Here is a 13,220-nt window from a genome sequence, read left to right on the forward strand (position 1 = left end):
CTTAACAGACCCCGAAAACGGGGCATCAACAGCAACTAGGAGACATGAAGATGAAGAAGCTACTTAGCGGGGCGGTCGCCGCCTTTAGTTTGGCAGCCAGTGCTGCACTGGCAGCGGACGAAGTGACACTGCAATTGAAGTGGGTCACGCAAGCTCAGTTCGCGGGATACTACGTGGCCAAGGACAAAGGGTTCTACGAGGAAGAAGGGCTGGACGTCACAATCTTGCCTGGTGGTCCCGACATCGCGCCCACTCAGGTGATTGCGGGCGGCGGTGCGGATGTAACCGTGGAATGGATGCCTGCGGCGCTTGCTGCGCGGGAAAAGGGTTTGCCGCTGGTGAACATTGCGCAGCCGTTCAAAAGCTCGGGCATGATGTTGACCTGCTGGAAGGACGCAGGAATTTCCTCGCCCGAAGATCTTAAGAACCGCACACTGGGCGTCTGGTTCTTTGGCAATGAATTCCCGTTCATGAGCTGGATGAGCCAGCTTGGTATCGACACAGGCGGCAAGAGCGAATCCGGTGTCGAAGTTCTGAAGCAGGGCTTCAACGTTGACCCGCTGTTGCAGCGTCAAGCCGATTGCATCAGCACTATGACCTACAATGAATACTGGCAGGTCATTGATGCAGGCGTCAGCCCCGATGAGCTGGTGACCTTCAAATACGAAGATCAGGGCGTCGCGACGCTGGAAGACGGTCTGTATGTTCTGGAAGAGAACCTTAGTGATGATGCATTCGTCGATAAGATGGAGCGGTTCGTACGCGCCTCGATGAAGGGTTGGAAATACGCCGAAGAAAACCCGGATGAAGCAGCGGATATCGTTTTGGAAAATGATGCGACGGGCGCTCAGACCGAAGAACATCAAAAGCGCATGATGGGCGAGATTGCCAAGCTGACCGCAGGTTCGAATGGCGCGCTGGATCCGGCGGATTTTGAGCGGACTGTTGGCACGCTGCTGGCAGGTGGTTCAGACCCGGTGATCACCAAGCAGCCTGATGGTGCCTGGACCCATCAAATTACCGATGCAGCCTTGAACTGAACTTGTTCATTATACCAACACTACGCGGTCCCATTCGGGGCCGCGTTTCTTTTTTCAGTGTCGTAAATGTGCGTGTACTTAAGCCGAAAATGGCCTAGTATTATCCTGAAATTAGTGGCGTTTAGCGAGCATTTCACAATAAAAGGGAGAATATGCAAGGTTTTGCATCAGAAATCAGCGCAGCGATATCTCTGATCCTTGAAGGCGATTCAGAGCTTTGGGCGATTGTGTTGCTCTCCCTTAAGGTTTCGGTATTTGCGGTGCTGATTTCAGCGTTGATAGGGATGCCGGTTGGGGCGGCGCTGGCCGTTGCACGGTTTCCGGGACGAAGGGTTCTGATCATAGTCATGAACGCTTTGATGGGGTTCCCTCCGGTTGTTGTTGGCCTTTTGGTTTATCTGATGCTGTCACGATCGGGACCGTTGGGCGTGTTGGAGCTGCTTTATACGCCGACGGCGATGATCATCGCTCAGGTGGTTTTGGTCACACCCATCGTCGCTGCGCTGACCCGGCAGGTGATCGAAATGCTGGCCGAAGAATACTCGGAACAGTTGCGGTCGCTTGGGGTGTCGCGCCTGGCCTCGGTGCCAGTACTTTTGTGGGACGCAAGGCTGGCTTTGATAACTGCGCTACTGGCCGGTTTTGGACGCGCGATTGCCGAAGTGGGCGCGGTCATCATTGTCGGCGGAAACATCAACCATGTGACGCGGGTGATGACCACGACCATCGCGCTTGAGACATCCAAGGGCAATCTTGCGCTGGCGCTGGCCTTGGGCGCGATCCTGATCGGAATAGCTGTGGCCGTGAATGCGATAGTCAGCACGCTTAGCCTGCGTGCCGAGCAAGAGGGGCTGCGCCATGCGTGATCTGGCCCCCGAGATAGTCCGGCGTCTGTCCGTTCGCAATCTTGAGATAGCGCGCAACGGTAAGGCTCTGTTGACGGTGCCGCGTCTGTCTTTGGATGGCCCGGGGCCAACTTTGATCCTTGGCCCGAACGGATCGGGGAAAAGCCTGCTTTTGCGGTGCCTGCATGGGCTGATTGCACCAGATCGCGGGCAGGTCGAACAGGACGGAGCGCCACTTGGTCTGGAACACAAAGCTCGGCAGGCGATGGTATTTCAACAACCCGTTTTGTTGCGGCGATCCGTTGCGGCCAATCTAGATTTTGTTTTGAAGCGACAAGGCGTTCCACGCCGTATCCGCAAAGCCCGGATCGAGGAATTGCTGGGCGAGGGTGGGCTTGAAGGCAAGGCGCGCCAGTCTGCAAGATCGTTATCTGGGGGCGAGGCACAGCGCCTTGCTATCCTGCGTGCGCTGGCGTTGGACCCTGAAACCTTGTTCCTTGACGAACCAACCAGCGCACTGGACCCCAGTGCCACACAAATGATCGAAAGAATGATCCAGCGGGCCTCGAACCGGGGGGTGCGGATCGTCATGGTCACCCACGATATTGGACAGGCGCGCCGCTTGGCCGCTGATATCGTGATGATGCAAGGCGGGCGCGTGGTTGAACATGGGGCCGCCAAACAAGTACTGGATGCACCGGAAAGCGATGCATCGCGCCGTTATCTTGCCGGTGGGTTGGTAACATAATCAATTAGCGGAGATCAGAATGATCCGGAAGTTCGTTCGGGCAGCATTGGTAACGCTCGGCCTGACAGTTACGCCAGCCGTGGCCGAAGCACCTTTTATCGTGGTGCAATCAACAACCTCGACGCAGAATTCGGGTCTGCTGGATTATATCCTACCGGGGTTTGAGGCAGAAACCGGGATCGACGTCAGGGTTGTTGCCGTAGGTACGGGGCAGGCGATACGCAATGCGATCAACGGGGATGGTGATGTTTTGTTGGTCCATGCAAAGCCGGCCGAGCAGAAGTTCGTGGCCGACGGTTGGGGGGTCGAGCGGTTTGACGTGATGTATAACGACTTTGTCCTCGTCGGGCCAAAATCAGATCCTGCAAAAGTCAAAGGCGGGACAGATATTGCCGCCGCTTTGACGGCCGTATCACGGGCGGAGGCTGCGTTCGCCTCGCGTGGGGACGACAGCGGGACGCACAAGGCAGAACTAGATCATTGGGCGGCAGCAGGGATTGACCCGACCGAGGCGTCAGGCACTTGGTACCGCGAAACGGGGTCCGGTATGGGTGCGACGCTTAATGTCGCCAGCGGAATGGGGGCCTACGCTCTGACGGACCGCGCGACGTGGCAGTCATTCGGGAACAAGGGAAACCTTGATATTCTGGTCGAGGGCGACCCGCGCTTGTTCAACCAGTACGGAGTTATTCTGGTTAACCCTGAAAAGCATCCAGGCGTTCGGGCTGCCGCAGGGCAGCGGTTCATTGACTGGTTGATCGGTCCTGACGGGCAGGCTGCGATCGAGTCCTACAAACTAGACGGTCAGCAGCTATTCTTCCCGAACGCGCAGTAAGATCAGCCGCTGGCCCCGTTATGGTGGATCGAGCCCAGCCCTGACAGGTCATATCCACCAAACTCAGCAGCGCGTGTGGCAAACCTGTCGGATTGAACAAAGCTGAGGAGCTTGAGCATAGGCTCATCAAAATAGGCGCGCCGCCAGATGGCAAGGTCCAGCCGTTCACTGTGGGTCGGCACGAACTCAAGATCGTAAAGGCTGGCCAATGCACCAAGGCCAAAACCCGCTTCGGCCTTACCGTCATGCAGGGCGATGGCCAGTTCTTCTTCGGTTCGGGCACAGGTTGGAAGGGTGTCCAGATCATCGCGCGTCAACCCGAGGGTGGCGAGCTGAGTGTCAAACAACCTTTGGCTGGCCGCGCTGTCCTGCCTTAAAATGACATGTCGGCCTTTCAGGTCACCGAACTCTGAAATTCCAGTGACACCGGGGGCAAGAAGCAATCCGCGTTGCCGCTGTGCTATCTCGTATAAGACGACGGGGGCTTCACCCAACTGATCCCGCAAAGCGCCTTCGTTGAACCCGTCATCTTCGTGAATGTGGAGGGCTGCGGCCTGCGCGGTTCGGTCCCGGAGCCGGTTCAAACCGTCGAACGAGCCATCGTAATATGTCGCAAGGCCAGAACCGCTTTCACGCAAGGCCCAATCCAGCAATGGATCATGGCTGCCCGCGACAATCGGGGGCAGGGGCGGTTCAGCCACCTGCGGGCCAGTCCGTGACGCGTTCAACCAGGCGATAACCTCGGCTCGTGGAAACAACAGCTTTCCCATCGCGCGCACACAAGGCACTTCGCCCGAAGAGGCAAGGTCATAGGCTTTACGCTCGCCAATGCGCAGCAGGTCAGCCAGCTCTTTCGTGGTCAGGTATTCGGGCATCTAGTCCAATCGCACGGATGAGCCGGTCCCGGCATCTGCGGCACTGAAACCAAGCTGGCCCAAAGCGTACGGGGCTGCCACGGTAATCACGACCATCGCGGCGACGGCGGCAAGAAAGGCTTTCATGTTCTCCTCCGGCTCAGTTTTCGGGCGCCGTGGCACGACGCAAGAAAGCGATAAGGTCTGTCCTGTCGCTGGGTTGCGTGATCCGCTGCATCGGCATCTTTGACCCCGGAATGTAGTGGTCAGGCCCTTCGTCGAAAAGAGCATTTATCGTTTCGCTATTCCAAACGATATCAGAGTCTTGCAGCGTCTCCGAGTAGAAATATCCCGGCAGCGTACCTGCCTTGCGGCCGAAGACACCGTGCAACGTCGGTCCGGCGCGCCGCTGACCATCGGGTGTCAGGCTGTGGCAGATCGAGCATTTGCGGGCGAATTGGCGTTCACCATTGCCCATTTCGTTTGGGTTTTTCAGAAAGCTGGGTTCGGAAGACGCCATCTTTTCCTGATCGCCAAGATCTGAAACCGGCCAGCTATACATGGCCTCATCAATGCCTCCGGCGTGGATATTGCGGCCATCTGCGGAAAAGGCCAAGGCCCAGACCGGTCCGCGCAGGGTGGCGCGAAAATCCTGTGCAATGCGCCATTCGACTGTGTCGATGACCATGATATAGCCTTCTCCGTCACCCACCGCCAAAAGGCTCCGGTCTGGGCTGAGGGCCAGGGCGAGGATCGGGCGTCGATCAAGGGTAAAATCCTGTTCTTCCCCGGTGGTCAGGTCCCGGATGCGGGTAACGCCGTCAACGGCCCCATATGCGATCCAATTGTCCTGAGAGTTCAGAATAAGCTCGTTGATGCCGAAACCATGCTCTACCAAACGCAAGGTTTCCTGACCTGTGCTCAGGTCCCACACCCGTAGCGCGCCATCCATTCCTGCGGAATATAGTTTCGATCCGTCAGGCGAAAACACCACTGTATTCACACCACTTCCGGTCGGGCCAAGCACCACGGGGGCTGACCCGTCCACCGGCCAAACGCCTATCGTGCCGTCCCAGCTTGCCGTTGCAACATGGGTTTTTGAGGCCGCGATACTGACGATCTTGCCTTGATGTCGCCCCACTACTTCGCCGCCGGGCCAGCGTCTGAGTGTGAAGTCATCCCCGGCCGAGTAAATGGATGTACCGTTGAACACGACGGAATTCACCGCCGCTTCGTGTCCTTCCAGCCATTTGGGGGTTTGGTCAGACCAAAGCCCCACGGAATTGTCGAAACTTGCCGTTGCGATGCGCCCGTCTGGTGCCGTGGCTATGCCCATGATCGGGCCGCCGTGACCCTTGAGCGTAAAGAACTCGGCCCAGGCGGGCAGGGGTAGCAATACCAGTGCAAAGGCCAGAGCGCGCATCTATTCCGCAGGTGAGGCCGCTGCTTTTCCTGCCTCTTTTTCCTGCACCTCTTCCAGCCACAGAGAGTGGTGTTCCCGCGCCCATTGTTCTTCGACCTCTCCGGTGCCCATTGCGTCAAACGCACCTTCCATCCCGACAGACCCAAGGTAGATATGTGCGATGATTATGGCGATGAAGATATAGGCAACCATCACGTGCCATACCTGCGCATATTGCATCTCTTCTTGCGGGGACATCTGCGTCGGCAGGTCCAGACCCAGCAGTTGGGGCAATCCCGTTGCATTGGCAACCGAGAAAGTCTTTGCAAATAGCGGCATCTCAAACGGGAAGAGCAGGGACAGACCCGAGAGGCTGATCGAAATTCCCAACAGGATACAGGACCAGAAGATAATTTTTTGACCCGCGTTAAACTTCTTGGCGGGTGGGTGTGATCCCTTGGTGAAAAGCCCTCCGCCTGCGGCCAGCCATTTCAGATCGACGCGGTTCGGGATGTTGTGCGAAATCCAGTTGATAGTGACAATCACCAGCCCGATCATAAAGGCCCAGGCAAGGTTGTTGTGAAGCCATTTGCACCCCTGTGCGATCGTCGCAAATCCTTCCTTGCCGAAAATAGGCATCAGAAAATCTCGACCATAAAGCGTCAGCAGCCCGGTAATCCCAAGGATCAGAAACGACCCGGCAAACAGCCAGTGGCCAAAGCGCTCGAACCCATTGAATCGAAGAACGGTGCGCCCCGTTTTTTCTCCGTCGATGCGGATTTTTCCACGGATCAGGAAGAACAGCAGAATGATCGCGGCCATGCCAGCAATGATATAGCTACCATATTCGCGCAGGGGGCCGGTGCGAAAGTTCAGCCACCACATGCCTCCGTCCTGAATAAGGACACTGGCGGCGGGTCCCTTCGAGGATACTGTGACATCGGCCGACCCATAGCGCAGCGCGCGATATACATCGCTGTCGGACGCAACGCCCCGCGTGCCAAGCTGGCCCAAAAGGCCCTCGGCATTTCCTTGACCGGTGTTTTCGGACCGGTACGAGTTATCGACCTTTTCGCCGCGCTGTCTGGCAAGGATGTCCTCTAGCGTGGTTGCCCCGCCGGTCGAGGCGCGTTCGGGCGCCTGAGCTTCGGAAGTGTCCTGCGCCCAAGCGACCCCTGTTAGGAATATCGAAACAAGCAGGAAGTAGATCAGGCGCATTTGGACACCCTCCTGTGGGTTGATGGCTTAGCGGTCGAACCCGCCGATCTGTTGGTGAAAGACCGCGCCAACCGGGGATAGGGCCGCACGCAGGTCATCTTTCGCAGGTCCGTAGACTTCAAGTTGCACGGGTGTCAGTAGGGACATGAACCGCTCGGCGAAGTTGGCGCCGAAGTTCTGCATATGGATCAGGGCATCGTCAGAGCTGGCGTAACGCTCATAGATATGGATCGCATTGCCGCTCTGGTGCCATTCATAGCTTTTGGCGCCGTTTTCCTGAAGGGTGGCCGCCACCATCTCGGCCATCAGTGCCTCGAAATCAGATTGTTTTTCGGGGTTCAGATCCAGCTTCAGCAGCCAGTAGATATCTTCGGTCATTTCAACTCCGTCACGGTCAAGTCGTACGGCGGAACCAATCAGTGGATGCCGCGCATAATAGTGCGATAGCCCCCGACGTGACGCGGGGACTATCGTTTTGTTTTAAGACCTTAGCCGTCTTTCTGGTCGTAGGCGGTGCCCCAACCCCACGCGCCCGAGCCAAACCCGCGCGCAACAACGCGCTCGCGGTAGATGGCCGAGACCACGTCACCGTCACCGGCAAGCAGGGCCTTGGTGGAGCACATCTCGGCGCAGATGGGCAGTTTGCCCTCGGCAATCCGGTTGCGACCATATTTGGCGAACTCTGCGGTCGAGTGCGTTTCCTCGGGGCCGCCGGCACAGAAGGTACATTTGTCCATCTTGCCGCGCGATCCGAAGTTGCCCGCCTGCGGATATTGCGGCGCGCCAAACGGGCACGCGTAGAAGCAATAGCCGCAGCCAATGCACAGGTCTTTGGAGTGCAGGACGACCCCTTCTTCGTTCTGATAGAAGCAGTCTACCGGGCACACCGCCATGCAAGGCGCATCCGAGCAATGCATACAGGCCACCGAGATCGAGCGTTCGCCCGGGTTGCCGTCATTGATCGTTACCACCCTGCGGCGGTTGATGCCCCATGGCACCTCGTGTTCGTTCTTACACGCGGTGACACAGGCGTTGCACTCGATGCAGCGTTCAGCGTCGCAGAGAAACTTTGCTCTAGCCATTCGTTTTCCTCCTTACGCTGCCCAGATCTTGCAGAGAGTACACTTGGACTCCTGCATCTGGGTCACTGAATCGTAGCCATAGGTCTGGGCGGTGTTTGAACTTTCGCCCAAGACATAGGGGTCTGCACCTGCGGGGTATTTCGACCGCAGATCATCCCCCTGGAAATGGCCGCCAAAGTGGAACGGCATGAAGGCCACACCGGCACCGACCCTGTTGGTCAGCATCGCCATCACCTTGACTTTTCCGCCTTCGGGACCTTCGACCCAGACCTGTTGCCCATCACGGATACCAAGGTTGTTGGCATCCCGGGGGTTGATCTCGACGAACATGTCCTGCTGCAGTTCAGCCAGCCAAGGGTTTGACCGTGTCTCATCACCGCCGCCTTCATATTCGACCAGACGACCAGACGTCAGGATCATCGGATAATCCTTTGAAAAGTCGTTCTTCTGAATCGAAGCGTAAAGGGTAGGCAGGCGATAGGCCTGACGGTCCTCGTAGGTCGGATAGTCTTCGACCAGATCGCGCCGGTTCGTATACAGCGGTTCGCGATGCAGTGGGATCGGATCCGGGAAGGTCCAGACGACCGCGCGGGCCTTTGCGTTCCCGAAGGGCGCACAGCCATGCTTGATCGCAACCCGCTGGATACCGCCGGAAAGGTCGGTTTTCCAGTTGGTCTCTGGTCCCGCAACGGCGTCAATTGCCGCGCGTTCCTCGGCCGTGAGGTCGCCGTCCCAGCCAAGATCCATCAGCATCTGCATCGTGAATTCGGGATAACCATCCTGAATTTCCGACCCAACGCTATAGACCCCTTCGGCCAGCAGGTTGTCACCGTCGCGTTCCACACCGAAACGGGCGCGGAAGGTCAGGCCGCCTTCGGCCACCGGCTTGGACATGTCATAGAGGTTCGGTGTCCCCGTATGACCCATTTCCGGTGTTCCCCAGCAGGGCCAGGGCAGGCCGTAATATTCGCCGTCGTTGGGTCCACCAATGGCTTGCAGCGTGGTTCTGTCGAACGTGTGCTGGTTAGCCATATGGCTTTTCAGACGTTCCGGCGACTGACCGGTGTAACCGATGGTCCAAAGACCCGAGTTGAACTCACGCGTGATGCTTTCAACATTCGGCGTTTCCGGGTCTTCCATCTCGATATTGCGGAAGAAACGGTCCGCCCAGCCGAACTTGTTGGCGAACTTGGCCATGATGACCTCGTCCGGCAAACTTTCGAACAGCGGATCAACCACTTTGTCGCGCCACTGTAGCGACCGGTTCGATGCAGTGGCCGAACCACGTGTTTCGAACTGCGTACAGGCAGGCAACAGGTAGACACCGTCGGTGCGGTCATGCAGCACGGCGGAAACAGTGGGATACGGGTCGATTACGACCAGCATATCCAGCTTTTCCATCGCCGTCTTCATTTCCGTCATGCGGGTCTGCGAGTTGGGCGCGTGGCCCCACAGAACCATGGCACGGACGTTGTTGTCCTGATCCATGTTGGCCGGATCTTCCAGAACACCGTCGATCCAGCGGGAAACCGGGATGCCGCGCTCATTCATGAGCGGCTTGTCCTTGCCTTCCTTGTCCTTGATCGTGGCGAACTGACCTTTCAGCCAATCCAGATCTTCACCCCAGACACGGCTCCAATGGCCCCATGCCCCTGCGGACAGGCCGTAATAGCCGGGCAGGGTGTGGGACAGAACACCAAGGTCCGTCGCGCCCTGCACGTTGTCATGGCCACGGAAGATGTTGGTGCCACCACCCGAGGTGCCCATGTTGCCCAGCGCAAGCTGAAGAACACAGTAGGCGCGGGTGTTGTTGTTGCCGTTGGTGTGCTGTGTGCCGCCCATGCACCACACAACGGTGCCGGGACGGTTGTTCACCATGGTCCGTGCGACGCGGCGTAGCTGAGAGCCGGGCGTGCCGGTGACGCGCTCAACCTCATCCGGGTTCCACTTAGCAACTTCCTCGCGGATCTGGTCCATGCCCCAGACACGGGTGCGGATGAACTCTTTGTCCTCCCAACCGTTGTCGAAGATATGCCACAGGATACCCCAGACCAGAGCGACGTCGGTGCCGGGGCGGAAACGGACATATTCATCCGCATGGGCCGCGGTTCGCGTGAAACGCGGGTCGCAGACGATCAGGGGTGCATTGTTCTGCTCTTTCGCGCGCAGGATATGCAGCAGCGAGACGGGGTGCGCCTCGGCCGGGTTACCACCGATGATAAAGATGGCCCGGCTGTTGTGCATGTCGTTATACGAGTTGGTCATGGCGCCGTAGCCCCATGTGTTCGCAACGCCCGCAACAGTGGTCGAGTGGCAGATGCGGGCCTGATGGTCCACGTTGTTCGTGCCCCAGTAGGCAGCGAACTTGCGGAACAGATAGGCCTGTTCGTTATTATGTTTCGCGGACCCCAGCCAGTACACGCTGTCCGGACCGGATTCCTGACGGATGTTCATCATGCCGTCGCCGATCTCGTCGATCGCCTGTTCCCAGCTGATGCGCTTCCACTCTCCGCCTTCCTTTTTCATCGGGTATTTCAGGCGGCGCTCGCCATGGGCGTGCTCGCGGACCGAGGCCCCCTTGGCGCAGTGTGCACCCAGGTTGAACGGGCTGTCCCAGCCGGGTTCCTGCCCGACCCATACACCGTTCTGCACTTCGGCAACGACGGTACAACCGACCGAGCAGTGAGTGCAGACGGATTTGATATTCTCAACGGCAGTGTTGGCCGCTGTCTGGGCACTGGCTGGCGTCACGGTTCCACCCGTGGCGCTGATCGCGGCAAGGCCGCCGATCGTCAGGCCCGAGCCACGCAGGAATGCGCGGCGATCGACGGTTTTCTCGTCGACCTGGGACAGGATACTTGTCCGCTGGGGGCGTCTCGCAACCCCGTTGGTCTTTTTCCTAAGCATTTCTTTCCTCCCTTGCTGGCCATGTAAGCCATGGCTGGCTTGGTACTGTTAGTGCCGACGTCAGGGCCAATCGCAACCGTCAGTCGGGTGTGACGTCGTCCGGCTTAGAACCGGGCGCTGTCGAGATAGGCGCGTGTGTGCGCTGTGTCCTGCATCCGGGTTTCGTCCGTCGGCAGCTCGGCTGCTTCGGCTTTCCCGGTCAGGCTGGCGGCGGCTACGGCAGCGGGCGCTGCGGTTCCGGCCAGTTTGAGGAAGTCGCGGCGCGTTGCGCCTTCTTCCTTGGTCTTGCTCATGGGCTCCTCCTGTCCCAATTGCGGTTTGATGCCCATCGGGCACCGGCGAGCGGCGGGTTACGCCGACATTCGGAAGGCTTCGCGCTCGATCTCCATAAAGACCCGACCGGCAGTACCGACCGAGGCATAAAGAACCGAGTTCTCGGCGCCTTCCAAATCTGAATAGAAATGCGTGGCCCAGGGGCCAATGTGCTTGTTCCAGAACGCTTTCTGGTCGTCCAACGTAGCAGGCGGGCCGAAACGCCCGACGATCATGCCCGCCATCATCTCCATCAACGAGGCGATGTTGTCTTCTGGTTCAAACACGTTCTGCGCGCGGGTTATCCCACGCGCGGCCATGTCATTGCGAAGCTGGGCCAAAGGTTTTTCGTTCAGGAAACCTGTCAGGTAGTAACTTGCATAAGGCAGCAACTCTCCGCGTCCCAAACCGATGAACAATGCGTTGAACTCGCGCTCGGCCGCTGCGGGCTTGGTGACCTTTGCCACCCGTGCCATTGCCTGAACGGCCTGACCCAGATCTGTATCATCCCCGCTGAGGCCAACCACCTGATCCAGCAGCATCTGATCCGGTGGGCCGGCCAAAAGCAGACCCAGAAAATTATAGAAATCCGCGCGCAGGCGATCCTCGGCCGAGACATCCATCTGTTGCGCTTCATTTGCGGTCATTCGGTCATCCTTCGAATTCAAATTTCATACGGCGCGGGGCAGGGGCCAGTTCGACCTCGTCCGGCTCATCAAGTTCTATTTCGGCCGCTATCAAAACGGGTTCCGCATCGGGCGTGTCGGTTTCTTCCAACTCGATCTGAGGTTCTTCAGCCTCGCTCTCGTCAGCCTCGGCCTCGTCAGCCTCGGCTTGGGCGGCCAATGCTTCGACATGAGCCAGCATTCCCTTACCGACCTGATAAGCGGTCTGCAGATTTTCGATGACACAGGCCGCGTCTGTGTAATCCTCGCCATAGTCAACAAGCCCGTCGACATTGGCCAGAACCGGGTTCAGCCGCCACAGCCGACGCAGCGCACGGCGACGCAGGCGGTCAGGCACAGCTTTGGCCATAAAGCCCGAGACGTCATCCCCGGCCTGCAATTGATCGGGATCGGGCAGATTGAACTCGGCAAGAATTTCGACGTCTGTCTTTTCTTCCAGTTCGGCCTTTTGCGCAGAAATTGCCTGTTCCTCGGCAGTCAGCAGTTCGGCATCGGCTTCGGCCTGAACAGCAGCCTTGCGGCGGGACCAGAAATCGCGCGCTTCGGTCACTGCAGAATCCTCCGCGGGGCACGGTAGACATCCGAGGTTTGCCGTATGCGTGCATCTCCCTTGCCATCTTCGACCAGATCAGTGCGTTTTTTGTCTCGCTTGCGTTTGACGAAGACCTCATCGCGGTGATGTTCCAACGCAAAATCCCGAACCCAGGCAATCAATCCTTCGGTCATCGGGATTTTTTCGACAATCTCTTCCCCGGTATCCGCATAGTCCTGCCCCTCGAACGGGGATGCGGTGACCAGAACTGCGTCCATCGGGCGCTTCCCATCCAGCGCATCACGCAAAACCAGATAGATCGACGGTTGCCCGTCCGACAGGTTCACCATGTAGGCTTCTGTTTCATCTGCCCAGAGGGTCAGTGGCAAGGTGGCGGCATGGTATTCAATGGCCTCACCTTCGCGTCGCATTTCAAGCCAATCAGCCGGTCCCGCACCGGGCAGAACGGCAACGGCGCGCCAGTTCCATTTGGCCCAGCGGGTTACACCGGGTGTTTTGCGCACGACGACGCCAATTGGCATTTCGATCTGGCTTGCGGCCTTCGCCACTTAATCCTCCCCGGAAGGCTCTCCCTTGCCTTCCCCTCGGTCCACTATGGTACACAAAATAGCTCTGTGCCAAGCCCGACATCTACGACCTTAGTCGTAACCGTGATCGCAAGTTTGCGAGGAACCCGTGGGATGCCTTGGTTTTAAGGCTTGAATGGGATCATAAACCTGCACCCAACCGTTTTTGAGG

General features: G+C 58.2%; 15 protein-coding genes. 4 read left to right on the forward strand and 11 right to left on the reverse strand.

What is annotated here, in order from left to right; translation table 11 throughout:
• Nucleotides 1–50 precede the first annotated feature (50 nt).
• The 4 genes from GOX73_RS02655 (at nucleotide 51) to GOX73_RS02670 (ending at nucleotide 3,468) form a co-directional block, all read left to right on the forward strand.
• Nucleotides 51–1,040, forward strand: a complete 990-nt coding sequence (locus tag GOX73_RS02655; RefSeq protein WP_171121144.1) for an ABC transporter substrate-binding protein — start codon at nucleotides 51–53, stop codon at nucleotides 1,038–1,040.
• Nucleotides 1,041–1,192: 152 nt separating this feature from the next.
• Nucleotides 1,193–1,906, forward strand: coding sequence for an ABC transporter permease (locus tag GOX73_RS02660; protein ID WP_171122946.1), 714 nt, complete (start codon nucleotides 1,193–1,195; stop codon nucleotides 1,904–1,906).
• Nucleotides 1,899–2,633, forward strand: a complete 735-nt coding sequence (locus GOX73_RS02665; protein ID WP_171122948.1) for an ATP-binding cassette domain-containing protein — start codon at nucleotides 1,899–1,901, stop codon at nucleotides 2,631–2,633. The genes GOX73_RS02660 and GOX73_RS02665 overlap by 8 nt, the downstream gene beginning before the upstream one ends.
• A 19-nt stretch (nucleotides 2,634–2,652) precedes the next feature.
• The gene (locus tag GOX73_RS02670; protein ID WP_171122950.1) at nucleotides 2,653–3,468 is read left to right on the forward strand and encodes an extracellular solute-binding protein; all 816 of its coding nucleotides are present in this window, start codon (nucleotides 2,653–2,655) and stop codon (nucleotides 3,466–3,468) included.
• 2 nt (nucleotides 3,469–3,470) lie between these two features.
• On the opposite strand, the gene GOX73_RS02675 is transcribed toward GOX73_RS02670, so the two are convergent.
• The 11 genes from GOX73_RS02675 to GOX73_RS02720 form a co-directional block, all read right to left on the reverse strand.
• A complete protein-coding gene (locus tag GOX73_RS02675) occupies nucleotides 3,471–4,343 on the reverse strand; it encodes a helix-turn-helix transcriptional regulator (protein ID WP_171122952.1) in 873 nt (290 codons plus the stop codon).
• Nucleotides 4,344–4,469 (reverse strand): hypothetical protein, encoded by a 126-nt coding sequence (locus GOX73_RS20890; RefSeq protein WP_256367661.1) that lies wholly within the window; start codon nucleotides 4,467–4,469, stop codon nucleotides 4,344–4,346. It abuts the gene before it with no gap.
• Nucleotides 4,470–4,482: 13 nt separating this feature from the next.
• On the reverse strand, nucleotides 4,483–5,745 hold the full coding sequence (locus tag GOX73_RS02680; protein WP_171122954.1) for a c-type cytochrome: 1,263 nt from the start codon (nucleotides 5,743–5,745) through the stop codon (nucleotides 4,483–4,485).
• Nucleotides 5,746–6,942 (reverse strand): formate dehydrogenase subunit gamma, encoded by a 1,197-nt coding sequence (locus tag GOX73_RS02685; protein WP_171122957.1) that lies wholly within the window; start codon nucleotides 6,940–6,942, stop codon nucleotides 5,746–5,748.
• 27 nt (nucleotides 6,943–6,969) lie between these two features.
• Entirely contained in the window at nucleotides 6,970–7,320 is a 351-nt protein-coding gene (locus GOX73_RS02690; RefSeq protein ID WP_171121151.1) for a putative quinol monooxygenase, read from the reverse strand.
• Between the two features lie 110 nt (nucleotides 7,321–7,430).
• A complete protein-coding gene (gene fdh3B / locus GOX73_RS02695; RefSeq protein WP_037307340.1) occupies nucleotides 7,431–8,024 on the reverse strand; it encodes a formate dehydrogenase FDH3 subunit beta in 594 nt (197 codons plus the stop codon).
• 12 nt (nucleotides 8,025–8,036) lie between these two features.
• Nucleotides 8,037–10,931 (reverse strand): formate dehydrogenase subunit alpha, encoded by a 2,895-nt coding sequence (locus tag GOX73_RS02700; protein WP_171122959.1) that lies wholly within the window; start codon nucleotides 10,929–10,931, stop codon nucleotides 8,037–8,039.
• Between the two features lie 104 nt (nucleotides 10,932–11,035).
• Nucleotides 11,036–11,224, reverse strand: a complete 189-nt coding sequence (locus GOX73_RS02705; protein ID WP_039530250.1) for a ubiquinol-cytochrome c reductase iron-sulfur subunit N-terminal domain-containing protein — start codon at nucleotides 11,222–11,224, stop codon at nucleotides 11,036–11,038.
• Nucleotides 11,225–11,281: 57 nt separating this feature from the next.
• Nucleotides 11,282–11,890 (reverse strand): molecular chaperone, encoded by a 609-nt coding sequence (locus tag GOX73_RS02710; RefSeq protein ID WP_171122961.1) that lies wholly within the window; start codon nucleotides 11,888–11,890, stop codon nucleotides 11,282–11,284.
• A 4-nt stretch (nucleotides 11,891–11,894) separates the two neighbouring features.
• Nucleotides 11,895–12,479 carry a DUF3306 domain-containing protein gene (locus GOX73_RS02715; RefSeq protein WP_171122964.1) on the reverse strand — a complete coding sequence of 195 codons (585 nt, stop codon included), beginning with the start codon at nucleotides 12,477–12,479 and terminating at the stop codon, nucleotides 11,895–11,897.
• Nucleotides 12,476–13,030 carry a DUF3305 domain-containing protein gene (locus GOX73_RS02720; protein WP_171121155.1) on the reverse strand — a complete coding sequence of 185 codons (555 nt, stop codon included), beginning with the start codon at nucleotides 13,028–13,030 and terminating at the stop codon, nucleotides 12,476–12,478. The genes GOX73_RS02715 and GOX73_RS02720 overlap by 4 nt, the downstream gene beginning before the upstream one ends.
• Nucleotides 13,031–13,220: the final 190 nt, after the last annotated feature.

The sequence above is a fragment of the Ruegeria sp. HKCCD7221 genome, assembly GCF_013031225.1.
Lineage (GTDB): Bacteria > Pseudomonadota > Alphaproteobacteria > Rhodobacterales > Rhodobacteraceae > Ruegeria.

Bases quoted from the DNA above. Each gene is read 5' to 3' on its own strand.
- GOX73_RS02655 (WP_171121144.1), top strand. From the start codon at position 51: ATGAAGAAGCTACTTAGCGGGGCGGTCGCCGCCTTTAGTTTGGCAGCC.
- GOX73_RS02660 (WP_171122946.1), top strand. From the start codon at position 1,193: ATGCAAGGTTTTGCATCAGAAATCAGCGCAGCGATATCTCTGATCCTT.
- GOX73_RS02665 (WP_171122948.1), top strand. From the start codon at position 1,899: ATGCGTGATCTGGCCCCCGAGATAGTCCGGCGTCTGTCCGTTCGCAAT.
- GOX73_RS02670 (WP_171122950.1), top strand. From the start codon at position 2,653: ATGATCCGGAAGTTCGTTCGGGCAGCATTGGTAACGCTCGGCCTGACA.
- GOX73_RS02675 (WP_171122952.1), bottom strand. From the start codon at position 4,343: ATGCCCGAATACCTGACCACGAAAGAGCTGGCTGACCTGCTGCGCATT.
- GOX73_RS20890 (WP_256367661.1), bottom strand. From the start codon at position 4,469: ATGAAAGCCTTTCTTGCCGCCGTCGCCGCGATGGTCGTGATTACCGTG.
- GOX73_RS02680 (WP_171122954.1), bottom strand. From the start codon at position 5,745: ATGCGCGCTCTGGCCTTTGCACTGGTATTGCTACCCCTGCCCGCCTGG.
- GOX73_RS02685 (WP_171122957.1), bottom strand. From the start codon at position 6,942: ATGCGCCTGATCTACTTCCTGCTTGTTTCGATATTCCTAACAGGGGTC.
- GOX73_RS02690 (WP_171121151.1), bottom strand. From the start codon at position 7,320: ATGACCGAAGATATCTACTGGCTGCTGAAGCTGGATCTGAACCCCGAA.
- fdh3B (WP_037307340.1), bottom strand. From the start codon at position 8,024: ATGGCTAGAGCAAAGTTTCTCTGCGACGCTGAACGCTGCATCGAGTGC.
- GOX73_RS02700 (WP_171122959.1), bottom strand. From the start codon at position 10,931: ATGCTTAGGAAAAAGACCAACGGGGTTGCGAGACGCCCCCAGCGGACA.
- GOX73_RS02705 (WP_039530250.1), bottom strand. From the start codon at position 11,224: ATGAGCAAGACCAAGGAAGAAGGCGCAACGCGCCGCGACTTCCTCAAA.
- GOX73_RS02710 (WP_171122961.1), bottom strand. From the start codon at position 11,890: ATGACCGCAAATGAAGCGCAACAGATGGATGTCTCGGCCGAGGATCGC.